Annotated in this window: 25 protein-coding genes and 1 pseudogene; 12 read left to right on the forward strand and 14 right to left on the reverse strand. The window is 68.0% G+C overall.

What is annotated here, in order from left to right; all coding sequences use genetic code 11:
• Positions 1-62: 62 nt before the first annotated feature.
• Both ACFVTE_RS14530 and ACFVTE_RS14535 read right to left on the reverse strand, forming a co-directional pair.
• Positions 63-1,465, reverse strand: a pseudogene (locus tag ACFVTE_RS14530) (GntP family permease).
• Between the two features lie 74 nt (positions 1,466-1,539).
• Entirely contained in the window at positions 1,540-2,118 is a 579-nt protein-coding gene (locus ACFVTE_RS14535) for a gluconokinase (protein ID WP_387101469.1), read from the reverse strand.
• 190 nt (positions 2,119-2,308) lie between these two features.
• Here ACFVTE_RS14535 and ACFVTE_RS14540 point away from each other — a divergent pair, with 190 nt between their 5' ends.
• Positions 2,309-3,043 carry a FadR/GntR family transcriptional regulator gene (locus ACFVTE_RS14540; RefSeq protein WP_387101471.1) on the forward strand — a complete coding sequence of 245 codons (735 nt, stop codon included), beginning with the start codon at positions 2,309-2,311 and terminating at the stop codon, positions 3,041-3,043.
• Positions 3,044-3,124: 81 nt separating this feature from the next.
• Here ACFVTE_RS14540 and ACFVTE_RS14545 read toward each other — a convergent pair whose 3' ends face one another.
• Positions 3,125-3,292 carry a hypothetical protein gene (locus ACFVTE_RS14545; protein ID WP_387101473.1) on the reverse strand — a complete coding sequence of 56 codons (168 nt, stop codon included), beginning with the start codon at positions 3,290-3,292 and terminating at the stop codon, positions 3,125-3,127.
• 117 nt (positions 3,293-3,409) lie between these two features.
• Between ACFVTE_RS14545 and ACFVTE_RS14550 the strand changes: the two genes are divergently transcribed.
• Positions 3,410-5,251 (forward strand): tetratricopeptide repeat protein, encoded by a 1,842-nt coding sequence (locus ACFVTE_RS14550; protein ID WP_387101475.1) that lies wholly within the window; start codon positions 3,410-3,412, stop codon positions 5,249-5,251.
• Positions 5,252-5,280: 29 nt separating this feature from the next.
• Here the strand turns inward: ACFVTE_RS14550 and ACFVTE_RS14555 are convergent, their stop codons facing one another.
• The 7 genes from ACFVTE_RS14555 to ACFVTE_RS14585 all read right to left on the reverse strand — a co-directional run bounded on the left by ACFVTE_RS14555 (position 5,281) and on the right by ACFVTE_RS14585 (position 10,651).
• Entirely contained in the window at positions 5,281-6,534 is a 1,254-nt protein-coding gene (locus ACFVTE_RS14555; RefSeq protein WP_387101477.1) for a plasmid pRiA4b ORF-3 family protein, read from the reverse strand.
• A gap of 65 nt (positions 6,535-6,599) precedes the next feature.
• A complete protein-coding gene (locus tag ACFVTE_RS14560) occupies positions 6,600-7,499 on the reverse strand; it encodes a patatin-like phospholipase family protein (protein ID WP_387101479.1) in 900 nt (299 codons plus the stop codon).
• 273 nt (positions 7,500-7,772) lie between these two features.
• Positions 7,773-7,976, reverse strand: coding sequence for a cold-shock protein (locus ACFVTE_RS14565; RefSeq protein WP_076798513.1), 204 nt, complete (start codon positions 7,974-7,976; stop codon positions 7,773-7,775).
• Positions 7,977-8,198: 222 nt separating this feature from the next.
• A complete protein-coding gene (locus tag ACFVTE_RS14570) occupies positions 8,199-8,546 on the reverse strand; it encodes a PRC-barrel domain-containing protein (RefSeq protein WP_387101481.1) in 348 nt (115 codons plus the stop codon).
• Complete coding sequence (locus ACFVTE_RS14575) at positions 8,533-8,964, reverse strand: hypothetical protein (RefSeq protein WP_387101483.1); 432 nt, start codon at positions 8,962-8,964, stop codon at positions 8,533-8,535. Before ACFVTE_RS14575 ends, ACFVTE_RS14570 begins: the two co-directional genes overlap by 14 nt.
• A complete protein-coding gene (locus ACFVTE_RS14580; RefSeq protein WP_387101485.1) occupies positions 8,961-10,187 on the reverse strand; it encodes an Nramp family divalent metal transporter in 1,227 nt (408 codons plus the stop codon). Before ACFVTE_RS14580 ends, ACFVTE_RS14575 begins: the two co-directional genes overlap by 4 nt.
• Entirely contained in the window at positions 10,184-10,651 is a 468-nt protein-coding gene (locus tag ACFVTE_RS14585) for a hypothetical protein (RefSeq protein ID WP_387101486.1), read from the reverse strand. The genes ACFVTE_RS14580 and ACFVTE_RS14585 overlap by 4 nt, the downstream gene beginning before the upstream one ends.
• A 233-nt stretch (positions 10,652-10,884) precedes the next feature.
• Here ACFVTE_RS14585 and ACFVTE_RS14590 point away from each other — a divergent pair, with 233 nt between their 5' ends.
• The 5 genes from ACFVTE_RS14590 to ACFVTE_RS14610 all read left to right on the forward strand — a co-directional run bounded on the left by ACFVTE_RS14590 (position 10,885) and on the right by ACFVTE_RS14610 (position 15,050).
• Positions 10,885-11,271: a TfoX/Sxy family protein gene (locus tag ACFVTE_RS14590; protein WP_387101488.1), complete on the forward strand. Its 387-nt coding sequence runs from the start codon at positions 10,885-10,887 to the stop codon at positions 11,269-11,271.
• Between the two features lie 2 nt (positions 11,272-11,273).
• On the forward strand, positions 11,274-12,536 hold the full coding sequence (locus ACFVTE_RS14595) for a flavin-containing monooxygenase (RefSeq protein ID WP_387101490.1): 1,263 nt from the start codon (positions 11,274-11,276) through the stop codon (positions 12,534-12,536).
• A 147-nt stretch (positions 12,537-12,683) separates the two neighbouring features.
• On the forward strand, positions 12,684-13,160 hold the full coding sequence (locus ACFVTE_RS14600) for a hypothetical protein (protein ID WP_387101492.1): 477 nt from the start codon (positions 12,684-12,686) through the stop codon (positions 13,158-13,160).
• Between the two features lie 26 nt (positions 13,161-13,186).
• The gene (locus ACFVTE_RS14605; RefSeq protein WP_387101494.1) at positions 13,187-13,708 is read left to right on the forward strand and encodes a trehalase-like domain-containing protein; all 522 of its coding nucleotides are present in this window, start codon (positions 13,187-13,189) and stop codon (positions 13,706-13,708) included.
• Complete coding sequence (locus tag ACFVTE_RS14610; RefSeq protein WP_387101496.1) at positions 13,644-15,050, forward strand: glycoside hydrolase family 15 protein; 1,407 nt, start codon at positions 13,644-13,646, stop codon at positions 15,048-15,050. The genes ACFVTE_RS14605 and ACFVTE_RS14610 overlap by 65 nt, the downstream gene beginning before the upstream one ends.
• An 83-nt stretch (positions 15,051-15,133) precedes the next feature.
• Here the strand turns inward: ACFVTE_RS14610 and ACFVTE_RS14615 are convergent, their stop codons facing one another.
• On the reverse strand, positions 15,134-15,478 hold the full coding sequence (locus tag ACFVTE_RS14615) for a carboxymuconolactone decarboxylase family protein (RefSeq protein WP_387101498.1): 345 nt from the start codon (positions 15,476-15,478) through the stop codon (positions 15,134-15,136).
• Positions 15,479-15,606: 128 nt separating this feature from the next.
• On the opposite strand from ACFVTE_RS14615, the gene ACFVTE_RS14620 reads away from it, so the two are divergent.
• The 3 genes from ACFVTE_RS14620 to ACFVTE_RS14630 are packed head-to-tail and all read left to right on the forward strand — an operon-like array spanning position 15,607 to position 18,141.
• A complete protein-coding gene (locus ACFVTE_RS14620) occupies positions 15,607-16,479 on the forward strand; it encodes a helix-turn-helix transcriptional regulator (RefSeq protein ID WP_387101500.1) in 873 nt (290 codons plus the stop codon).
• Positions 16,476-16,883, forward strand: a complete 408-nt coding sequence (locus tag ACFVTE_RS14625) for a cupin domain-containing protein (RefSeq protein WP_387101502.1) — start codon at positions 16,476-16,478, stop codon at positions 16,881-16,883. The genes ACFVTE_RS14620 and ACFVTE_RS14625 overlap by 4 nt, the downstream gene beginning before the upstream one ends.
• 37 nt (positions 16,884-16,920) lie before the next feature.
• Entirely contained in the window at positions 16,921-18,141 is a 1,221-nt protein-coding gene (locus ACFVTE_RS14630; protein WP_387101504.1) for an MFS transporter, read from the forward strand.
• 125 nt (positions 18,142-18,266) lie between these two features.
• On the opposite strand, the gene ACFVTE_RS14635 is transcribed toward ACFVTE_RS14630, so the two are convergent.
• Positions 18,267-18,950, reverse strand: coding sequence for a response regulator (locus ACFVTE_RS14635; protein ID WP_387101506.1), 684 nt, complete (start codon positions 18,948-18,950; stop codon positions 18,267-18,269).
• Between the two features lie 536 nt (positions 18,951-19,486).
• On the opposite strand from ACFVTE_RS14635, the gene ACFVTE_RS14640 reads away from it, so the two are divergent.
• Entirely contained in the window at positions 19,487-20,200 is a 714-nt protein-coding gene (locus ACFVTE_RS14640) for a hypothetical protein (RefSeq protein WP_387101508.1), read from the forward strand.
• 2 nt (positions 20,201-20,202) lie between these two features.
• A complete protein-coding gene (locus tag ACFVTE_RS14645; protein ID WP_387101510.1) occupies positions 20,203-20,781 on the forward strand; it encodes a hypothetical protein in 579 nt (192 codons plus the stop codon).
• 207 nt (positions 20,782-20,988) lie between these two features.
• On the opposite strand, the gene ACFVTE_RS14650 is transcribed toward ACFVTE_RS14645, so the two are convergent.
• Together ACFVTE_RS14650 and hisC are read right to left on the reverse strand one after the other, a co-directional pair.
• Positions 20,989-22,437 carry an amino acid permease gene (locus tag ACFVTE_RS14650; protein WP_387101512.1) on the reverse strand — a complete coding sequence of 483 codons (1,449 nt, stop codon included), beginning with the start codon at positions 22,435-22,437 and terminating at the stop codon, positions 20,989-20,991.
• Between the two features lie 83 nt (positions 22,438-22,520).
• A complete protein-coding gene (hisC, locus tag ACFVTE_RS14655) occupies positions 22,521-23,630 on the reverse strand; it encodes a histidinol-phosphate transaminase (RefSeq protein ID WP_387101513.1) in 1,110 nt (369 codons plus the stop codon).
• Positions 23,631-23,717: the final 87 nt, after the last annotated feature.

Genomic DNA, 23,717 nt, shown 5'->3' on the forward strand with positions numbered 1-23,717 from the left:
ATTCCGAGGGGGGGCGGCCGGCAGATCTGCCGGCCTCCCGCCGTCGTACTTAAGAACGGGACCTAACCCGCGAGCCCGGCCACGGCGAAGATGGCTGCGGCGATGCCGAAGCCCATCACGCCGATCAGGGTTTCCATGACGGTCCAGGTCTTCAGCGTGGTCTTGACGTCCATGCCGAAGAAGCGGCCCACCATCCAGAAGCCGGCGTCGTTCACGTGCGAGGCCACAACGGAGCCCGCGGCACAGGCGATGACCAGCGCGGCCACCTGCATGCCGTTCATTCCGGCCGCTGCAACACCGGGGGCGATCAGGCCGGCGGTGGTGGTGAGGGCCACGGTGGCGGAACCCTGGGCGATGCGCAGGATGGACGAGATCAGGAACCCGGCCAGGATGAGCGGGATGCCCATGTGCCCCAGGACGTCGGCCAGCGCGTCGCCGATGCCGGAGGTGCGCAGCACGCCGCCGAACATGCCGCCGGCGCCGGTGATGAGGATGACCGAGCAGACCGGGCCCAGCGAGGATTCGAGCAGGTTCTCGAGGACGCCGTTGTTCACACCGCGGCGGGCGCCGAGGACGAACATGGCCACGAACACCGTGATGAGCAGCGCCACCGGGGTTTCGCCCAGCGTGCGCAGGAACTGGAACCACTGTTCGTTCTTGACGGAGGCGGGCAGCACACCGGAGGCGGCCGCGGTGTTCAGGCCGGTGTTGATGAAGATGAAGAGCAGGGCAGGAGCAGCAGGCCCATGATGGTGCGGAAGCGCGGCGGGTGGGACTCGGCCTCGGCGGTGGCGTGGCCCAGGAGTTCCGGCACCGGGAGCTCCAGCTTCTTGCCGGTCCACAGGCCGTACAGGTACGCGGCGAGGTACCACGTGGGGATGGCGGTGAGCAGGCCGGCGATGGTGACCAGGCCGATGTTCGCTTCGAAGAAGGCCGACGCCGAGACCGGGCCCGGGTGCGGCGGCAGGTAGATGTGCATTACGGAGAAGGCACCGGCGGCGGGGAGGCCGTAGCGCAGCACTCCCCCGCCCAGGCGGTGGGCCACGGCGAAGACCACCGGGAGCATGACCACGAGGCCGGCGTCGAAGAAGATGGGGAAGCCGAAGATCAGCGAGGCGAGGCCCAGCGCGAACGGGGCGCGCTTCTCACCGAAGATGCCGATCATGTAGTCGGCCAGCACCTTGGCGCCGCCGCTGGTTTCCACGATCCGGCCGAGCATGGCGCCCAGGCCGACGAGCAGGGCCACGGTTCCGAGGGTCGTCCCGAAACCGTTGATGAGCACCGGGACCACCTGGTTGGCGGGGATGCCCGTGGCGAAGGCGGTGCCGAGGCTGACCAGGATCAGGGCAAGCAGCGCGTGCATGCGCAGCCTGATGATCAGGAACAGCAGGACGCCGATCGCCACCGCCGCGATGAGCAGCAGTGGTCCTGCGCCCAGCGTTTGTGTCCATCCTTCGATGGTCATGATTCTCCTTTGAAGCAGATTTCTTGGGGGGTGGGTGCCGCGCGTCAAATGTGCGCGGCACCCGGGTGATGCAGTTAGTTGGCGCCGGGCGCCAGGTTGGAGGGGAGCTCCTCGTTGGTGGGGAGCCCGTTGGCAGGGAGCTGCAGCGCGGCCAGGATGGCGGCGATGAGTTCCTCCGGGGAGCGGGTGATGTCGAGGCGGAGGCTTCCGGTCTCGAGTTCTTCAGCGGTCAGCGGTTCCAGGGTGGCCAGCTGGCTGGGCAGCAGCGTCGGCGGCATGAAGTGGCCCTCGCGTCCCTGCATGCGCTGGCTGAGCAGCTCGGCGTCGCCGTGCAGGTGGATGAAGAGCACGCGGCCCTCGGCTTCGGACAGCAGCTTCCGGTAGCTCTGCTTGAGCGCGGAGCAGGTGAGCACGGTACTGTGGCCGGCGCGGGCCTGGTCCGTCATCCAGTTCTGGATCTGCTGCAGCCACGGCCACCGGTCCTCGTCCTGCAGCGGGATGCCCTGGCTCATCTTGTCGATGTTGGACTGCGGGTGGAATTCGTCCGCCTCCGCGCTGGCCCACCCGAGGTGCTTGGACAGGGCCGCGGCGATCGTGGACTTGCCCGAACCGGCAACGCCCATCACCACCAGATGCGTGGCTGGATACTGCATGTTTACCTCCGAAGAAGACGTCTTTGGCTTGTGGAAGAAGCTCAATCTGCAGCCCGGCTCGAACTGCGCTGGAGATAAGGTATCACCAATTCATCTAAAAGATACTATCTTTGCGTGTCACAGGTCATACCTTTGCCGTCTTCTTCCGGTACGCTGGAGGAGCGCCTCAGCGCAGAGGAAAGGCAGGATCATGTCGACGGCGACAGAAGACCGCGCGGATAACGCGTACGACGGCGGGTTGTCACCCGCCATGCACGAACGCGTCCTTGACGCCGTGGGCGTGGCCATCGCGTCCGGCGCCCTGGCGCCCGGAAGCCGCCTGACCCTTGAAGGCCTCCAGCAGGAGTACGGCATATCGCGGACGGTGGCGCGGGACACCATGAAGGTCCTCGAGTCGATGAACCTGGTCTACTCACGCCGGCGCGTGGGGATCGTGGTGCAGAGCCCGGACCTCTGGAACGTCTATGACCCCAAGCTGGTGCGGTGGCGTCTGGCGTCTGAGCGCCGCGCCGAACAGTACGCCAGCCTCACAGAGCTGCGCATCGCCGTCGAACCCATTGCAGCGGCGGGTGCCGCCCGCCGGGCGAGCGCGGCGGAACGGAGCCAGCTTGTGGCTTTGGCCGCGGACCTGCGCCGGCTGGGGGAAGCGGGAGAGCTTGAGGGATTTCTCGCAGCCGATATCGCGTATCACCGGTTGCTGCTGAAGAGCTGCGGCAACGAGATGTTCTCGTCCCTTGAGGGGATGGTGGCGGAGGTGCTCACCAGCCGCACGCATCAGGGACTCATGCCGTTCAAGCCCCGGCCCGAGGCCCTCGACGCCCATGAGGAAGCGGCCGCGGCCGTCGCTGCCGGGGACGCCACGGCAGCGGAGAGCGCCATGCACCACATCCTGGACGAAGTGCGCGAGGCGATGGGGCTGCACTAGGCGCTGATGGGCGGGCGCGGCTAGAGCCTGCCGAAACCAAGTCTCCTTGATTCCGGCAGGCTCAATCAGCGGTAAACGCTTCTACCAGAGCCGCGCGCTCGAGTACGGGACGCTGGGCAGGTCTCCCGCGTTCCACAACTCGTCGGAGCGGACACTGGGGGTGTGTCCCCGGCCGTCGGTCAGGACGGAGCGGACGGTGGCGGTGACAACCCAGAGTCCGGTGAGAAGTAGGATAACGAGCAGTGCCATGGTGTTTGCGCCTCGATGGTTGTGCGGATGGGGTGATTTCAGTGTCCGCAGCCGCCGTGTGAGCAAGCGTGTGAACGCCCGCTGACTCCGCGGAGGGCCGGGGCTAAAATGGCGCGTATGGCCGAAAGCACCATTCGGCTCCTCGGTCCGCCGGCGATCGAGTCCACTGACAGCGCTCCCCCGCAGCCCAGGGGCCGCAAGGCCTGGGCCGTGCTGGCCTACCTTGCGCTCCAGCCCGGCGGCGCCGGGCGGCCGCGGCTGGCAACGCTGCTGTTCCCGGATGCTGCCGATCCGCTCGGCGCCCTCCGCTGGAACCTCTCCGAACTCCGGCGGACGCTCACCGGCGTAACGCTCGACGGCGACCCGCTACGGCTGGCGTTGCAGCCGCCGTGGCGATGCGACGCCGTCGAGCTTCTCGGGTTGGGTGCCGTCGCAAGGCCGGACCCGCACAGCCTGAACGGCCAGCTGCTCGAGGGGCTGTCCTTCGTCGATTGCCCGGTGTTCGACTCCTGGCTGGCGGACCAGCGCTACCGGCTGGAGAACTGCGCGCAGTCGCTGCTGTACGAGTCGTCCGTGTCGGCCCTGGCCTCGGGCGATCCGCGGGAAGCTGCGGAGCTGGCCACGCGGGCCCTGCAGCGGGACCCGTTCCACACCGACTGCAATGCCGTGCTGGTCAGGGCGCTGGTGGCCATCGGTGAGCACCGGCGTGCGCGCGAGCACGTGGCCAAGTGCGCCAACCTTTACCGCGGCGAACTGGGCCTGCCGCTGCCGCCCGAAATCCGCATTGCACTGTCCGGCGCCGAACCGGAGGCAGACCCGGGGATTCCGGCCACGGTGGCGACCGTAAGGTCCTATCTCGACGCAGGCGGCGCCTCACTCTCCGCCGGCGCCGTGGACCGGGGGCTGGACCAGCTGCGGCTCGCCGTCGTCCTGGCGCAGCGGACGCCTGACCGGCACCTCCTCGCCGAATCCCTGGTCACGCTCGCCGGGGCGATGATCCACCAGGCCGGCGGCCGCGGCGCGGAGGTGGCAGACTTCCTGCACCGGGCGCTGTCGGCCGAAACACGGCCGGCCGAGGCTACTGTTGGGGCGCGGTCGGAAAAGTACGACGGCGCGTCCCCCACTTCCGCTGCCGCTTACCGCGAGCTGGGGTACCTGTCCGTCCAGCGGGGAGTTCCGGACCGCGCGGCCGGCTGGCTGCAGCGGGCCGGCCTTGCCGCGGTCGGATTCCCTGACGAGCAGGCCCGGGTCCTGGCGATCCAGGGAATGCTGGCGTCCGATACCGCCCGTTATGGCGACGCGGTGGAGGCGCTGACCGCATCCGTCAGGCTGGCACGAGAGGCGCGGAACCGGCGGCAGCTGGCGTTCAGCAGCGCACTCCTCGGCCGGGTCCGGCTCCTGCGCGGGGAGCTGGAGTTGGCGGCCGAGACTTTGGACCACGCACTGCAGTGGATCCTCGCCGAGCACTGGACCGCCTTCGAACCTTTTGTGGCGGGAGTCCGCGGCGAAACGTATCTCGCGGCGGGCGACCTCGAGGCGGCAGCGGAGATGATCGACCGGTCGTGGGTGATGGCGGACCTGGCCGCGGACCACTGCTACATGGCCCTCGCCGCAGGGGCGGAAGCGCGGCTGTTCCTGGCGCACGGCGACCTCGTCGCCGCGCAACACTGGGTGGACAGGGGGATGGAGCCCAAGCCCTGGTACCTCTGGTATTCGGCCCGGCTGCTGGACGTTGCCGCGGAGGTGGCCATCGCGGCAAGATCCGGGCGTGCGTCAGACGTGGTCGAGCGGCTCGGGGCGCTGGCGAGCCGGAGCGGGATGCGCGAGTTCGTGGTCCGGGCGCAGTCCCACCGCGCCGTGCTCGGTGACGAAGCCGCCGCCCAAGCCGTTCCCTGGCTGGCGATTGAGATCGACAACCCCGCACTGACGGCATTCCTGGCAGCCCGCGGGCAGCTGTGAGCTCAATCAACGGAAATCGCGTCAGCCGCCTATTCACCGTTGAGCAGCCCCTGCACCTGAAGCAGGAACTTTCTGCCGCCGTCGGTCAGCTTCGGAAGGTCCGTGAGGTGGCCGCCGCCGACCGTCAGCTTCAGGCAGTTCAGGGTCCAGCGAGTGTGAAGATACATTTCTCGGGCCACGTCCACCGGGACGGGCCCGGTCTTGATGCGGAACCCTGCGACGTTGAGCGTGTCGGCGATGACCCGTTCCCGCTCGTCCCAGCGTGGCGTGGTCCCGTCGAGCATCCACCGCACCACGACGCCGTTCACGACGACTGCCGCTTCGTCCGGCGGGTTGCCGATGGCGTCGGCGAGATAATCCCACAGGGGACGGCCGCCGTCGTGCATTTTGCGGCCGGCGGGCGAGAGCAGCAGCCGGCCCTTGGACTTCCGGAGCAGTTTCCAGTCCTGAAGCTGCTCCCGGAACCGCAGGACGGGCGGGGTCTGGGCTTCGCGGTTGGCCCTGCCGGGCCAGCTGTCCTTCAAACCGAGGGCTTCAAAGGCTTCCACGACAAAGGCTGGCTTGAGGTAGCCGTCCTTTGTCAGCGGCAACCCGTCGGATGGAACCTGCGACAGGAACCAGTGGACGGAACGGACCACGGCGTCGACCTCGCCATCCGTGGGCGGCTCCGGCCAAAGCTGCAGGGCGAGCTCGTCCAGCCGGGCGTTGAGGTCGCCGGCGTCGAACACGTCCGGTGTAAAAGTTGTGGCGTCCTGGCCGGTGGCGAACTTGTACCAGCCGGCGGCGTCCTCATATTCCGGGTGCCCGGGATCACCGAGGACCTCAATGAACCGTGCGTAGCCGCCTATGCCGCCCGCGTCCTCCACCGGGCCGCGGTTGGCGCCGCCCGTGCAGCGGAGGCTCTTCGCCGGAAGTTTGGCGGGCCCCATCAACTCGATTGTGTGCGTCCAGGAATCGCCGAAATCGTATTCGTATTCGAAGTCGGCGGATCCGGTCGCCTGCGCATCCAGGAGTTCAGAGAGCACGACGCCGGATGCCGCCTCGGCGTCGATGTCATCGGCCGCTTCATCCGGGCCAACGATGACGCGCCGTTCTCCGTGGATGTCAATGCAACGGATCCCGTAGAGGTGCCGGTTTTCCCACCCGAAGGCCGCCTGAATCGCGCGGTGGAATTCCGGGATGGTGATGGTTTCGGGCAGTTGCAGCTGCCGCCAGATCTCCGGTTCGGTGCCCTGAATGCTGATTCGCAGGTTGAAGGCGGGGACGGCGTCGGTTGGCTGCATGAGTGCCATTGTTCCAGAGCGCGGAGTGGTTGACTTTTGGCCAGTGGTTGGGTGTGCCGCCGACCTCATTGCCAGAATTCGGTGAGCTGTCCGGCGAGGGCCCTGCCTTGGTGGTATCCGGCCCCTGCGGCGGCCGGGCGCAGCGACAGGTCCATCGCATTGGCGCCGAACAGGTGCTCGGAGCTGCTGTCCGGAAAGATCGTTTGGACCTTGCTGCCGTGTGCGCGCAGCTCGTCGATCTGCGTGGCGAGATGCATGCCCCAGTCCTCCGGAGTCCGTGACCTGCCGCCGAACGGTGACAGCACCAGCACCTGTGCGTATCCGGCTGCCAGGTCGGCGTTGTCGGCGTTGGACCGGTAGCCGCCGTCGATGTACCGGCTGCCGCCAATGCCGTAGGCGGCGCCACTGGAACAGCTGGCGGCCACGGCGTCCACCAGGTCCACCCCGCTGTCACGGTCAAACACGACCGGTTCACCGGTACGGGCATCGACCGCCGTGATGAGCATTCGCTGTTGCGGCCAGAGTTGGCTGGGAAGGCGGGCCGCGACGGTAGAACGCCATTGCGTTTGCCGGGTGCCGTCCGACCCCGCATCCAACTCGAGCGCCGCGGCACCCAGTCTGCGGCGCATGTCGGCCGCGTCATCAGCGGCGGCGATGATCTTGCCCGTCCTCTCCATCTGGTTCATGACGGGCTTCACCGGGGCCGGTCCACGGCCGGATCCGGCCGGGCCAGTCCGTGGTTGGTTCGCGGCGGCGAGGATGTCCGCAAAGAGTTCAGCCGGGGTCGCGCCTGTTATCTGGGCCGCGGCGGTGGATCCGGCCGACGTCCCGACGATCAGATCGGCGTCGGTCACATCCAGCCCGGCCTCAGACAGGCCGGCGATGACGCCGATCAGCCACGCATTGCCTGTGGATCCGCCGCCGCCGAGGACCAGCGCCCGGCCTGGAAAAGGTGTTGTGTTCATGGGAGTCGCCCTTCGCGATGTGCCTGTTCGGCGCTCCCGGTGGCAACTGGTTCAGTCGCGCGATCGTGGACTGCAGGGAGCACCCATTGCGGATACTGCGTTCATGGGTCTCACCTCCTGCCAACCGGTCACGATCGCCACGACCGTAACATGCTGCTGCACGGCACGCAATCAGCGGGTGCGGCAGGCTCAATCAGCAGGTTAAACAAAAGCAGGGCCCGTCAAACTGGCGGGCCCTGCTCGAAACCTAACGGTCCCGGTTATCCAGGGAAATTAGAGAGCCTGGATGTTGACGGCCTGGGGACCCTTGGGGCCCTGCTCGGTTTCGAAGGAAACCTTCTGGTTCTCTTCGAGGGAGCGGAAGCCCGAGGAGTTGATCGCGGAGTAGTGCGCGAAAACGTCCTGCGAGGAGTCGTCCGGGGAGATGAAGCCGAAGCCCTTTTCAGCGTTAAACCATTTGACGGTACCAGTAGCCATTATTTTTGTCCTTCGTGAAGGTGGAGGAAAAGTCCCGACTTTCGGGTCCTCCGGTGTGGGGTGTTCAAAACCGCTACTTCAGAAGAACGCGGACTTTCGACCGCGCGTACTGCCTGAACTACACAATGCAAACACAACAACGTGTTCAACTCTACAGGACATCCACCAGCGCAAACGCCAAACTTGCAGCAACAACCATTCTGGGAACCACCAAATAGGAAACTACTCCTGCCCGTTCCCGTCCAGCGCCGGACTGTACGCCGTGTATCCGGGCCGCAGCCGGACGGAGCGCTCGCCCAGCACCGCAATGTCCTCCCACAGCACGAAGAAGGATCCGCGGTGCCGCCAGCGCAGCAGCTGGGGCAGCGGCCACGGCTGCGTCAGATCGTTCCGTTCGTACCCCAGGAAGGACGACCAGCTGTGCGGGCTGACCACCAGACCCAGCAGCCGGGCGTCGGCCATCAGCCGGCGCGGGGCGTCGTCCACCACAAACCGGGCGTCGGCCACGCGCCCCAGCCGCACGCCGTCGTCGTCATGTACCGGGGTGCCCAAAAGATCACCGAGAATCACGGCGGCCTCCGTACCCCGGAATCCGGGCGATGATCTTGTCCCGGATCCAGCGCTCCACCCAGTCGGCGTCGAGGCCCTGGCCGCTGACGCCGAGCCGGACCACCACGCCGACGTCGGCCACGTCCGTCCACGGGATCCGGATCAGCCGGGACGACGGCGGCCTGCCGCCGAAGATGCGCGTCCCCAGGACGGGGCCGGTCAGCAGCGCGGTGAGCACCGGTGCCGGCGTCCCCTCGGGAATCATCGTGCCCGGGGGAAGCTCCGGCGCGCCCTCGGGGACGCCGAGTTCGAGGTCGTCCACGGTGGTGACGGGGACGCCGTCGGTGTCCAGCACCTGGCGGTCCAGCAGGTGCAGCTGGGCGTCCAGGGTCTGCCCGGCGACCGGCGGAACGGAGGGCAGCGGGCGGGATGTTTTCATGCGCCGGCTCCTGTCACGATCATCAGCGGTATGGCTGCCAGCGAGGCCACGAGGATCACCACAAGGTAGATCATTGCCACCACATTCACGCCGCGGCCGTTCACGTGTTTGCCCATGTACTGGGGGTCGTTGGCCACGATCAGGATGGGCAGGTACGTCAGCGGCAGCGCCACGGCCGAGAACACCACGGAGTATTCGGTGACCAGCACAGGGTCCACGCCGGTGGCCAGCACCGCCAGCCCCACCAGCAGGCAGATGATCATCGACACATGGAACCGGGCCGCCTCCGCGGGCTTGCGGAACTTGCCCCAGGACCAGCCGAAGAACTGCGCCAGCGTGTAGCCGCTGGACAGTGTCGTCTCCAGCGCGGCACCGAACGTCGCGGCCATAACGCCCAGAAGGACGACGGCGAGCCCCAGTTTCCCTGCACCCTCCGCCACCGGGAGGATCACCTGGGAAAGGGACGTGACGGCAATCCCGGCCGGGAGAAGCACGACGGCGGCGCACCCGGCGATCGCGACGGACAGCAGCCCGCCGAGCGGGAAACCCACCAGCACGTTGATCCGCGACTGGATCAGGTCCTTGATCTTCCACCCCTCCTCCACAGCCCCGGAGGAGAAGAAGAACACCTCGTACGGCGTCATCGCGGCGCCGAACAGGGCGATGGCAAAGTACCAGTAGGTCGCGCCGGTTTCCTCGGCCGGAACGGCGGGGATTGCCTGGCTGGCCAGGTTGCCCCAGTCGGGCTTGAGCAGGAACAGCGCCACCGCGAAGACGATCAGCGTCAGGCCGAGGAGCCCGGTGACGTTTTCCATGATGGAGAACTTGACCCGCCAGATCACCAGCCACACGGCCACCGCCGCCAGCGGAATCCAGAGCAGGTAGTTGACGCTGCTGGCCAGCTGCAGGGCCAGGGCGATGCCACCGATTTCCGCGGTCACCGTCATCAGGTTGATGAGGAAGGACGCGGACAGATTGGCCAACCCGGCCCGCGGCCCCAGCCGTTCGCGGATCACCTCGAACGTGGCCCGGCCGGACGCGGCCGCCACCCGCCCGGACATGTTGGCGAACACGCAGATGCCCACGACGCCGACGGCCACCACCCAGACCAGGGACATGCCGAACCGGGATCCGACGACCGCGTTGGTCACCAGGTCGCCGATGTCCACGAAGCCGCCGATGGCGGTCAGGATGCCGAGTGCGACGCCGAGCAGGCGTTTCATTTCTTGCCCACCTTCGACGTGAGCTGCTCCAGCGCGTCTCCAGCCGCGGCGAGCGCCTTGTCTCCGTCCGAAAGGGACGGCCCGCCGTCGTCGGACGATACGGCGTTCCGCGCGGTGGTGAGGCTGGCGGCCGAACTGTCCAGCACCTTCAGTGCCTCCTCCCGCACCTGCCGGTCCTCGGGCGTGCTGGGTGAGAGCCGCAGGACGGTGTCGCGGCTGGTCTGCACCTCCTTGAGGGCGTCGTCCAGCGCGGTGGAGGTGGCTGCCTTGGTGAGCTTGCCGCCGGAGTCGAGGCCGACGGCGAGCCTGGCGGTGGCGATGGCGGAGAAGCTGTCCTGGGCGGCTGTGGACACGGCATCCGTGACGGCGCTGCCGGCTGAGCAGGAGGTGAGGACGGCTGTGAGACAAGCCAGTGCAACGAGTGTTTGGCGGCCCGTCCGGGCTCCGGCTGGCCTGGTCAGCACCTTTCCTCCAGCCTCCGGGCAGGCCCGGTTCGTCCGAACGCCGCTGCAATTAGTTGCCCTGAGCTATGTATAGCACTGCGCGCCGGCAAACAGCAGACCACTGCGAGGGGCAAGTTGCCGGCTCTCTCAAACGGTGGCCGGGGCCGCCGGGCGGGCGTATGATCCGGGCATGGGGCGTCATGCAGCCGCGCCCGCGACATGCCGCCTGAGCCCTACTACCCGGAGGTGCACCGATGGAAATGCCCAAGGCGACCGAGGCGGACAAGGAACACTTCCGGGCCGTGGTCCCTGACCATCCCGGGGTGGTCATCAAGCCGATGTTCGGAAACCTGGGCGCGTTCGTCAACGGAAACATGTTCGCGGGCCTGTTCGGGTCCACCATCGGCATCAAGCTCTCCGACCAGGACCGGGAGGCGCTCGAATCCGGGGAGCGCACCGTCCCCTTCGGTCCCGCCGAGCGCCCGATGGGCGGGTACACCGGACTGCCGGAGATCTGGAACGAGGAGGGCGACGGCGATGACGCCCGCGCCCGCGCCTGGACGGAGAAGGCGTTCGCGTACGTCGCCAGCCTGCCGCCGAAGGCCGCGAAGGAACCCAAGCCCAGGGCCGCCAAGAAGTAGCCATGTCCCCGTCCCCGGCCGCTGCGCGGGAAATCGACACCCTGGTCATCGGGGCGGGTCAGGCCGGCCTGGCCACGAGCTACTGGCTGAGCCGGGCCGGCGTCGAACATCTGCTGCTGGAGCAGCGCCTGGAACTGGGCGGCGCGTGGCAGGACCGCTGGGACTCGTTCTATCTGAATACGCCGAACTTCGCATTCCTTCTGCCGGGCATGACGTACGACGGTCCCGAGCCGGACGCCTTCCTCCCCCGCGACGAGGTGATCGAACTCTTCCGCGAGTACGCCCGGCGGATTGACGCGCCGGTGCAGCTGGGGACCGAGGTGACACACCTTGCCCGGGCGGATGGCGGGTTCGCCGTCGACACCAGCCACGGAAGCTGGCTGGCGCGGAACGTCGTCCTCGCGAACGGGGCCTATCAGGTGCCGCGCGTTCCGCCGTCGGCCGCCAGGCTCCCCGGGCACATCACCCAGCTGCACAGCCACGACTACCGCAACCCGGCGCAGCTGCCCGGCGGCGCGGTGCTGGTGGTGGGGACCGGGCAGTCCGGCGGCCAGATCACCGAGGACCTGCTCGCCGCAGGCCGGGAGGTGCACCTGTCGGTCTCGGCCTGCCCCGAGGCGCCGCGGCGCTACCGCGGGCAGGACACGTTCTACTGGCTCCTCGAGGTCAACCTGCACGGGCCCGACTACGGCATCAACGGCCTGCAGCTGGCGCAGCTCCCGTCGCCCGCCGCGCGCTTCATGTGCAATCCGCTGGTCTCCGGCAACGACGGAGGCCACAGCATCCGCCTGCGGGACCTGGGCCGCCGGGGCGTCCGGCTCCATGGCCACTATGAGGGAACGGACGACGGCGTGGTCACCTTCAGCGACGACCTCGCCGCCCGCATCGCGCTGACGGAATCGGCGTTCGGGCAGCGGATGCAGGTGATGCTGGACGCGTACATTTCGGCCGCGGGGATCGAGGCGCCTGCTGCGGAACCCGTGCCCGCGCTCGACTGGCAGCCCTCCTCCTCCGGGGCGCGCCTGGACCTCGGCGCCGAGGGCATCAGCTCCGTTATCTGGAGCACCGGCTACGGGCTGGACTTCGGCTTCCTGGACATCCCCGTTTTGGATGAATGGAACTATCCGCGCCATTCGCGGGGCGTCACGGAGGTTCCGGGGCTCTATGCGGTCGGGCTGCCGTGGCTTACGAAGCACGCATCGTCGACGGTGGCCGCGGTGGGAATGGACGCGGAATACGTGGCGGCCCACCTCGCCGGGCGCTAACTGCAACGCGGGGTCACTTAGCGCCCAATCCGGGGCCTTCATTGGGCGGGAAGTGACCCCGCGTTGGTTCGGACACCCTTGCCCAGCGTCAGCGAGCAGTTCTAAAATTGAGTAACTTAATTTTAGAACTGCGGGGCGGAGGTTGAGATGGACTGGCAAGGCTGGGCGCTGTTCGGGCTGCTCGCCACCACAGCCCTGACCGCCGTCATGATCGCGTTCCAGATGGCCGGCTGGACCCGGCTCGACCTGCCGCTGGTCCTTGGCAGCATCGTGACGCCCGATCCGGACAGGGCGCGGATCGCCGGCTTCTTCATCCACCTTGCCGCAGGGCAGGTCTTCGCCCTCGGCTACGCGGCGGTGTTTGCGCTGCTGGGCCGGGCCAGCTGGTGGATCGGCGCACTGCTGGGACTCCTGCACGTCGCCGTGGCGCTGACCGTCGTCCTTCCGCTGCTGCCCGGCGTCCATCCCCGGATGGCCAGCACCCGGGCAGGTCCCGCAAGCCGCGCGGCACTGGAACCTCCGGGTCTGCTGGGCCTGAACTACGGAATCCAGACCCCGGCGGTGGCCGTGGCGGCCCATCTGGTCTATGGCTCGCTGCTCGGGCTGCTCCTCACGGCCGGCTGAGCTCCGCGGGAGAAGGCGAACGCAACATGGCCAACGCTGAGTCCCCGGCCCTCGCGGATTACGGTCTGCTGGGAGATACGCGCACAGCCGCCCTGGTCTCGGCCGACGGCGGCATCGACTGGCTCTGCGCGCCAATCTTCGACGGCGAACCCGTCTTCGGCGCCCTGCTCGGCGGCCCGGAAGCTGGTACTTTCCGCATGGGCCCCACCCGTCCTGCCAAACCCCTCCTCCGCCGGTACCGGCCGCACACCGCCATGCTCGAGACGGTCTGGGCTACTGATGGCGGCACATTGAAACTCACGGAAGCGATGGTGGCGGAGGTCTCGGGCCGCCTGCTGCCCACGACTCTCCTCGTCCGGCGACTGGAGGCCGGCGGCGCACCGGCGGAGGCCGCCGTCGTTTTTGACCCCCGCTTCGGCGAACGCCACCTCCGTCCCCGCGTCCGGCAGGACCGGCACCTGGTGCGAATGGGGTGCGCTGGCGATGTCGCTCGGCTGCAGCGGCGGCCTGCGCGTGGAGCCGGGCACGACGACGGCAGTCACCGTTGAGCCCGGACGTCCGGTCGTGATGGTGCTCGGCCTGGCGTACACGGAACCCCTGGTCTGGGTCGATCCGGAGACCGCGTGGGACCTGGTGGAGGAGGACGAGGCCCGCTGGCGGGAGTGGGCGTCCGGCATCAGCGAGGACGTCCCGTTCCGGGAAACCGTTGTGCGGAGCCTGCTGACGCTGAAGCTGCTGACTTACTCCCCCTCGGGTGCGCCGGTCGCGGCTCCCACCACGTCCTTGCCGGAGGATCCGGGCGGCATCCGGAATTGGGACTACAGGTACGCGTGGCCGCGGGACGCCAGCATCGGCATCGCCGCGTTCCTCGGGCTGGGCAAGGATGCGGAGGCCCTGAACTTCCTGAACTGGCTGCTGCATGCGAGCCGGCTGCAGCGGCCCAGGCTGCCCGCGCTGTTGACCCTGACCGGAGGGCACGTTCCCCGCGAGCGCACGCTGGCGAACTGGCCGGGCTACGCGGGCAGCGCTCCGGTGCGGGTGGGCAACGGGGCCGCGCACCAGCACCAGCTCGACGGCTACGGCTGGGTGATTGATGCGGCGTGGAACCTGGTCCTGCAGGGGCACCGGCTCAATTCGGAGACGTGGCGGGCGATGCGCGGGTTCACGGATCTCGTGGCCGGGCGCTGGGTGGAACCCGACGCGGGCATCTGGGAAATCCGTGCCGACGCCGCGCACCACGTGCATTCCAAGATCATGGCCTGGCTCGCGCTGGACCGGGCCCTGCGTATCGCCGAGACCCACCGGATCAGCGCCCGGTGTCGGCGCCGGTGGGAAGCGGCGCGAGGCCAACTCTCCGCCGACATCCGGACCCAGGGTTTCGACGCCGGCCGGAACACGTACACCCGCTCCTACGGATCGGCGGACCTGGACTCGGCGCTGCTGATCCTGCCGGTGACCGGCTTCGAGGATCTTGGCTCAGAGCGGCTGCGGGGCACAGTGGATGCCGTATGGAAGGAACTGTCGGCAGGCTACCCGTTCCTTTACCGCTATCCCCCGGGCCAGGACGGCCTGCCCGGGGATGAGGGTGCCTTCCTGCCCTGCTCCTTCTGGCTCGTGCAGGCACTTGCTCTGCCAGGTCGGGCAGCGGAGGCGGCGGAAATGTTCGAGGCGCTTCTTGGTGTTGCGGGTCCGCTGGGCCTGTTCAGCGAGGAGATCGATCCCGCCACCGGAACCCTGCTCGGGAACTACCCGCAGGCCATGACCCACGCGGCGCTTGTCCAGGCGGCGCTGGCTCTTCGGGACGCGGCGCGGGAACCAGCGGCTGGGAACATGCCCCTGGTCGAGCCTGCCGAAACCAAGCCTGTCGAAACCAAACCCGCCGCCGGCTGAGCGAGAGTTTTTGTCCAGATAATGGCCTCTAAGGCCACCTGAACGGCCATTATCTGGACAAAAACTCAACCCGGCGCCAGAACTCAGTTTTCCTGTGCCGTCTCGGCGGTAAAGACCTTCTTCGCGACAGCCATAGCGGACATCGCCTTGGGCCAGCCGGCGTAGAACGCCAGGTGGGTGATCGCCTCGATGAGCTCCTGCTCGGTCAGTCCGTTCTTCCTGGCGTAGTCGAGGTGGAAGTTCAGCTGCTCGGTGTTGCCGCCGGCGAGGAGCGCCGCGACGGTGATGAGGCTGCGGTCGCGCTTGGAAAGCTCCGGGCGCTCCCACACCTCGTCGAAGAGGACGCGGTCCGTGTAGTGGACCAGGCCTGGCGCGAAATCTCCGAACGCGCGCTGGCCGCCCGTCCAGCCGGTTGTCTCGTCAGTCATGGGTGTTCCTTTCAGAGGGGTCGGATGGCACAAGTCAACGCTCCTACAGCGCCCGCGCGGGAGGCCCTGTAGATACGGGTACTGGCAGAGACTCCCTCAGGACCGGATGTGAAAGTAGCGTGGTCAGCATGGACAACCGCCACGAAATCCGTGAGTTCCTCGCCACCCGCCGGGCGAAGCTCACCCCGGACCAGGCAGGACTGCCGACGTTCGGGGGCACCCGGAGGGTCCCCGGCCTCCGCCGCGAAGAGGTCGCACTGCTGGCCGGAGTCTCGGTGGAGTATTACACCAAACTCGAACGCGGCTCGCTGGGCGGGGTGTCCGAAAGCGTGCTTGAGTCGCTCGCCGGGGCGCTCCAGCTGAACGAAGCCGAACGCGAGCACCTGCACAATCTGGCGCGCGCGGCATCACCCTCGGCCCGGCCCCGCCGCAAGCCCAGCGAGGCGGTGACCCCGAGCATCCAAAGGCTGCTGGACTCGATGGTCGGCGTGCCCGCGTTCGTCCGCAACGGCCGGCTGGACGTCCTGGCGATCAACGGGCTCGGGCGTGCCCTGTACTCGGAGGCCTACGCGCAGAACCCGGACACCGTGAACCTGGCACGGTTCAACTTCCTCGACCCCCGCTCGCACATCCTGTACCCGGACTGGGACAAGGCGGCCAGCACCGCCGTCGCGATCCTCCATACCGAGGCGGGCCGTGACCCGTTCAACAAGTCCCTTACCGAGCTGATCGGGGAGCTGTCCACCCGTTCGGAGGACTTCCGCGCCCGGTGGGCACAGCGCAACGTGCGCCTCCACCGCGGAGGCTACAAGGACTTCCACCACCCCGCCATCGGCGACCTCCACCTGGCGTTCGACGCCCTCGAGCTCCCCAACGCGCCCGGACTCACCCTGACCGCCTACAGCGCCGACCCAGGAACGCCGTCGGAAGACGGGCTTCGGCTGCTCGCCACCTGGGCGGCTACCGAAACGACCACCACGTCAAACAAGGAGAATGCGTGAACATCGAGCCCGCCAAACCCACCGGCAAGAACCCGCCCGAGCAGTTCGCCGGCGACGTGTGGCTGGACCCCATCGCCCTGCCGCACGATAGCGACCAGCGCATGATCGTGGCGACCGTCCGGTTCGCCCCCGGCGCCCGCACCGCCTGGCACTCTCACGCCCGCGGACAGTACCTCCGCGTCACCCAGGGCGTGGCCCGGTTCGGCGGCCGCGACGGCAAGATCATCGAGGTCCACCCCGGCCAGACCCTGTACACCCCGCCCGGCGAAGAGCACTGGCACGCCGCCGCACCCGGCTGCTTCATGGAGCACATTGCCATGCTGGAGAACGGTGACGATCCCGCGACGACAACCACCTGGCTGGAGCACATCACCGACGACGAATACAACGGCGCCCGGCCCTGACATCACAGGGAACAAACCCGCCTGCTTCCGAAAACACATGACCCAAACACACCCCCAACCCGGCCGGACCGCCGCCCCCGCCGAAGGCCGCGGCTTCGTCGCGGCCACCGTCGCGTTCGTCTCCGTGTTCGCCGCCGGCGCCTCGGCCATTCCCCTCTACGACACGTACCGCACCGCCGACGGCCTGACCAACGACCAGTTCTCGCTGGTCGCCGTCGCGTACTTCGTCTGCGCCGTGTTCGCCCTGCTGGTCCTCGGCCGCCTCTCCAACCACCACGGGCGGCTCCCCGTCTCAGTTGCCGCGCTGCTGCTCGCCGCCGCCGGCTGCCTCACCCTGCTGTGGGTGCACAGCTTCCTGCCCCTCCTGCTCGGCCGTATCCTCCAGGGACTTGCCGCGGGCCTTGCCTCCAGCGCCATCGGCGCCTACATCGTGGACACCGCGCCGCGGCGCCCGCGGTGGCTTGTCGCGGCTGTCACCACTGCCGCCGCCACCATCGGCCTTGCCCTCGGCGTCTTCCTCTCCGGAGTGCTCGTCGAGTTCGGGCCGGCCCCGCGGCAGCTCACCTTCTGTGTGTTCGCCGCGGTCCTGCTCGGCTGCGCGGCCGCCCTTGCCACCCGCCCGGAGACTGTTGCCCGCACGCCCGGCGCGTGGTCGTCGCTGATCCCGCGGCTCGCCGTCCCGACGGCGTCACGCCCCTATCTGCCCCTCGCATCCGGAGTTTTTGTGGCCACCTGGGCGTTCGGCGGCTACTTCACCTCGTTCGGCCCCTCCATCGCGGCCGACGACCTCGGCTCGCACAGCCCCCTCGTCGCCGCCGCCGTCTTCGCTTCCTACATGGCGCCGAGTTTCCTCGGCGGGTTCCTCGCGGGACGCTTCACTCCGGCGGCCGCGCAGCGCACCGGGATGACGCTGGTCGCCGCCGCAGGAGTCGGGCTCGCCGTCGCCAGCACCGCCGGAATCCTCGGCCTGTTCATCGGCGCGGGCGTCGTGGGCGGCATCGGGATGGGCCTGGCCACCTCCGGCAGCATGAACACGCTCCTGCCCGAGGCGCTCCCCCGCGAGCGCGCCGGCCTGCTCGCCGTGATCTACGCGATCTCGTACACCGGGTCCGCCGTCCCCAGCCTCATTGCCGGACAGGCCAGCCGGGTCCTCAGCCTCCCCGTCATCACGGCCGGCTACGCCGCCCTCGCCGTCCTCGTCTGGATCGCCACACTCATCGCCGCCCGGAACCCTGCTCCCGTCCCCGGCCGGTACTGACGGTACGGATTTTGGTGCCGCGCCGCCGTCGGAATGCCCGACGGCGGGAGGCAAGTCCGACGGCGGGACGTAGGGTGACCGCCGTCGGCCGTCAGTGCGGTCTTTGCCCAAGGTAACGGCCGCCGTCAGTTGCCGAGGAGCCGGCGTTCGTGGGCGAATGCGATCAGCTGGAGTCTTGTCCGCAGCTCCAGCTTGTCCAGCACGCTGCGCAGGTGCGTCTTGACGGTGGCCTCGGAGACGAACAGGCCCTCGGCCATCTCTCCGTTGGTCAGTCCCTTGGCGGCGAGGAGGAACACATCCCGCTCCCGGGCCGAGAGAACATCAAGGACTGACAGATCGGGCCCGGCAACCGGAGCCTGCCGCGCCGCGTGTTCGAACAAGGAGTGCACCGATCCCGGCGCGATGACGGAATATCCGGAGTGGACGGTCCGTATGGCCGCGAGCAGGAACTCCGGCTCGGCGCTCTTGAGCAGATATCCGCTGGCCCCTGCCTGGACGGCTTCGACGACTGCCTGGTCCCGGTTGAAGGTGGTCAGCGCGATGATCTTTGGCTTGTCCGTGTTGTTGGCACCGGCCTGGCTGATGATCCGGCTGGTGGCGGTGACTCCGTCCAGGACGGGCATGCGCAGGTCCATCAGCATCACGTCCGGGCGGCGCTCGGCGGCGAGTGCCACGGCCTGCTCCCCGTCGGCGGCGTCTCCGGAGAATTCCATGTCCTGCTGGCTTTCGATGAGCATACGGATACCCGCCCGGAACAGTGGCTGGTCATCCACCAACGCCACCTTGATGTGCGATGCGGCCTCACCCACGACTGTCAGCTTCCACCGCGGCGGACACGGCCACGAGCGGAACGCCGTTTCCGGCCAATCTCCACCCGGAAGCCAGAACATTCTTTCCGACAGCAAGCCTGCGATACCGAAACCAGTCGCCCCGCGATGGTCAACGCCCCATTTGGGGTAAGTCGCAGGCCAGGCGGGCAGAGTCTGCAGGGTTTTCCCAGTGACTCCCGCCCACACTTGGGCCCGTTACACCTCAGGTCTCTGTATCTCCAGGGGGAGAACGAACTCGCGGCTGTTAGTTGCGGGTCCGTTGCATGTCAACCCATATCAATGGCTGGAGGAACCTCCTTCCCTGACCGAGGCCCGAGTTTTTGGGCAGATATCGCGACTTGAATCGAGCCAAACGACGATTATCTGGACAAAAACTCGGGTCCGACCGGGACCGGAGACAATGCCAGTCCCTGGATTTACAATGGGCATCCACAGGCAGGTGCGCGGGCGCTCCTGCTTCGTTCGTGGACGGTGCGACGCCGGCCCGGACGGATCATGAATGGGGATGACTGATCATGAGCGACGGCGCACCTGACTCCGCACCGGAACCCGGCGCCGTCCCGCCGCGTAGGCCGCCGAATCCCCCGGGCGTCGGGTCAGCCAGGGAAAGTACGACGGCGGCCAACGGGCCGGCTGCCCCGCCCACCATGGCGGTGGCCAGCAGGGAGGAAAATTCCCCGCCGGCGCTCGACAACTACGCCGAGTTCATCGCGCGGCTGGACGCCGCGGCCGGCAAACTCACTCCGCGGCGGGATGCCCTGGCCACGGCCCTCGGCGCCGCGGAACTTCTCCTCACCCAGAACCAGACAGGGCTGGAGCTGTGGGGCCAGCGCCTCTCGCTCATCAGCCAACTCCTCGCCCGCCACAGCGGAGCCGATAAGGCGCGGAGATACAGCACCCTGCGGGAACTCCATGACGTGGCAGCCAAGATGGAGCGGATGTTCGCCAGCCGCACGCAGCGAATCCAGGACGTCTGCCGTTCGATCGGGGAACGCCGGGACCAAATCATCACGTCGCTGTTCGAACTTGAGAAGAGCAGGGTCAAGCTGACGTCGTCCCGGATGCTCGCGCTGGAGCGGGAAAATCTCCGCAGGGTGGCCGATGATCTGTACCTCTCCCCCGTGGGCACCGGACTCGGCTTTCCGGATCCGGACCTTCGGGAAAGCCTTCGGGAAGCGCGCGAGGCAATCATTCTGGCCGAGGCCCTGCTGGAAGTGAAAGGGAACTGATCATGCCAACTCCAAAGATCCAATCCCGGGAAGTCTGCAGTTTCACTTCCAAGCAATGGAGCGGCAGGCCGGCCGACGGCGCGGGCGCCACCTTCGGCGGGTTCTCCGTCATCGGCTTCGTCCTGTGCCTGCTCCTGATGACCTTCACCCCAGCCCTGAGGGATGTCGGCGCCACGATGCTGTTCGTTGCGGGCTTCGCCACGGCGTTCACGGTCCTGGCCATCATGGGCAGGAACTCGACCGAGCGGGCGTTCCTGCAGTGCCTGACCGGGACCGTCAATGAGGTGGTTCTCGAACTGACGGCGGACCGGACGAACCAGCTCACGCCGGACGGGCTCCGCTCACTCCTCGTCGAGGGCGCGAGCCTCCCGCTGCTGGTGAACGGGGTGTCGGGCCTGCGCCTGAAGGCGGTCCGGCAGGCCTCCCCCAAGCCTAAGCAGAATGCCAATCCGAAGGCCGAGGTGGTCACCACGACGCGGATCGTCATCGCGGCCACGCCGCCGGACTACGGCATCCGCAGCTTCGACCGGCTCCTCGACACCGTAACGACGGACCCCGGCTTCAATGCGGCCGCTCCATAGCCCAGCCGCCGGCGCCGACCCGAGTAGGGCCACCTCACTGCAACGCGGGGTCACTTAGCGCCCAATGTGGGGCCTTCATTGGGCGCTAAGTGACCCCGCGTTGGTGTCGTGGGCAACGAAAAAGGAAGGCGCGCCCGGTCTTCCGGACACGCCTTCCCCTTTCCGCGGAACCCCCAAGCAATTGCGCGGAATCCTTCAAGCCGGGGTTCAGTCGATGAGCACCGGGGGCTCGACGCGTTCGGGAGACTGAACGCGGTCCGGGGACTCAACGCGGTCCGCGGACATGACGCCGAACGAAGTCTTGGCGGAGCGGTGGTGCAGCCAGTTCGCCACCGCCAGGAGGGCCACGAGCCCGAACGTGCTCAGGAGCTGGGGACGGGAATCCTCGCCGATGAAGCCCACCGTGAAGATGGCCGCGAGGATCAGCAGGCCAAGGCCCGTCAGCCAGGGGAAGCCGGCCATCCGCAGCGGAAGGGCAATTCCGTCACGGTCCGCGCGGAGGCGCAGCGCAAGTTGGGCGAGCAGCGCGGACGTCCACACCAGCAGGGACGTCGAACCCACGATGTTCAGCAGGAGGGGAAGCACCTTCTCCGGGAAGGCCACCTCGAGCACGGCCGTGACGACGCCGAAGGAGACGCTGGCCAGGACTGCCACCACCGGGACCCGGGCCTTGGACAGGGAGGCGAGGACGCGTGGCGCTTCACCGCGTTCGGCGAGGGAGAACGCCATCCGGGAGGCGCCGTAGAGGTTGGCATTGAGGGCCGAGAGCAGTGCCGCGACGGCAACGAAGGTGATGGCGGTGGCTGCACCCGGCATGCCTGCGGCGTCCAGCACGGCAGCGAACGGGCTCTTCAGGCCGGCCGACCCCACAGGAACCACGGCCGCGATGATGAAGATGGCGCCGATGTAGAAGATGAGGATGCGCCAGAGGACCGTGCGGACGGCCTTGCCGACGCTGCGGGCAGGATCCTTGGTTTCGGCTGCGGCCACGGAGACAATCTCGGTGCCGCCGAAGGCGAATGCCACCACGAACAGCGCAGTGGCGATCCCCCCGAAACCATGTGGAGCAAAGTCGCCTCCGGTGAAGGTTGCCAGGCCCGGCGACGCGACACCCGGCAGCCAGCCGAAGAGGAGGGCGGCGCCGATGAGCAGGAACCCGACGATGGCGGCCACCTTGAGCAGCGCGAACCAGAACTCGAATTCGCCGAAGTTCTTCACGTGGGTGAGGTTCACAGCGGTGAGCACGGCGATGAACACGAAGGCCATGAGCCATACCGGCAGGCCCGGGAAGATCGTGGCCAGCAGGCCAGCCGCACCCAGCGCTTCAGCCGCGATGACCACCACCAGCTGCAGCCACCAGAGCCAGCCCACCGTGGCACCGGCCACGGGTCCGAAGGCGCGGGCGGTGTAGACGGAGAAGGCGCCGCTGTCCGGGTTGGCGGCGGCCATCTCGCCGAGGGCCCACATCACCAGGATGATGAGGGTGCCGGCCACCAGGTAGGAGATCAGCACCGCCGGGCCGGCGGCCTGGATGCCGGCACCAGAACCGATGAAGAGGCCAGCGCCGATGGCGCTGCCGAGTCCCATCATCGTGAGCTGGCGGGGTTTGAGGGCGGCGCCAAGCGCCGGGGCAGACGTCATTGTCCGTTGTTCCATGAAGAGTCCTCTGGGTTGTCTGTCGAACAGATAGAGATCGAACGGGTAAAGATGGAACGGTAAAGGTGGAACGGGTAGTGGTCTCAGGCCGCGTGGGTTGCCAGGACGGCTTCCATCACCCGGAGCACGCGGTCGTTGGAGGCGGGGTCGGCAACGGTGATCCGGACGCCGTCGCCCTGGTAGGCGCGGACCATAATGTCCGCCTGGTCGAATGCGGCCACGAGCCTCGCCCGGAGGTCATCGTCGGCGCGGATCCACAGGAAGTTGCCCTGGCTCGGCTGCAGCTTCCAGCCCTGGGCCGCCAGCTGTGCGGCCAGCCGCGAGCGCTCTTCCTTGACGACGGCGACCCTCGCCTGCATCTCGTCGGTTGCGTCCAGCGAGGCGATGGCAGCCTTCTGGGCCAGGGCCGTCACGGCGAACGGAATGGCAGTCCTGCGCAGTCCCTCGGCGATTGCCGGCGCGGCCACGGCGTATCCCACGCGCAGGCCGGCGAGTCCGTAGGCCTTCGAGAAGGTGCGGAGGATGCACACGTTCGGGTACTCGCGGTAGAGCGACAGCGAGTCGGGCCCGCTGCCCGCCTCGGCGTATTCCACGTAGGCCTCGTCGATCACCACGAGGATGTCGGAGCGGATGGACCGGAGGAACGCCTCGATGCGTTCATGGCTGATCGGGACGCCCGTCGGGTTGTTGGGGGTGCAGAGCAGGACAATCCTGGTCCGTTCGGTGACGGCGGCGGCCATGGCGTCGAGGTCGTGGCCCTCGGCGTGGTCCAGCGGGATGCGGACGGACCGGGCACCTGCCAGCTCCACCAGGATGGGGTAGGCCTCGAAGCTCCGCCACGCGAAGATCACTTCATCCCCGGCGTCGCAAAGCCCGGTGATGATCTGCTGCAGAACGCCGACGCTGCCGGGTCCCACCGCGACCTCGTCGGCCGTGACAGCAAGGTGTCCGGCGATCCGTTCCCGGAGTTCGACGGCGGCCATGTCCGGGTAGCGGTTCATCCTGCCTGCCGCTTCGGCCACCGCGGCGGCTGCCGCGGGCAGGGGTTCGTAGTGGCTTTCGTTGCTGGCGAGGGCTGCGATGTCCTCGCCGGCACTTCGCCGGCCCGGGACGTAGGACGGGAGACCGGAGACCGCTGCACGCAGGGTGGGGTGCGCGGTTTCCGGAGCCATCAGTATCTGATCACTGGTCATGGGTCTTGATCATGGAAGTGACCCCGGCCACATTGCAAGATACTCTGGATGCCTTGGGATTTCTGCTCAACTTCTATCGTCTGTGGT

Origin of the sequence: Arthrobacter sp. NPDC058097 (assembly GCF_042884885.1) — a bacterium.
Lineage (GTDB): Bacteria > Actinomycetota > Actinomycetes > Actinomycetales > Micrococcaceae > Arthrobacter.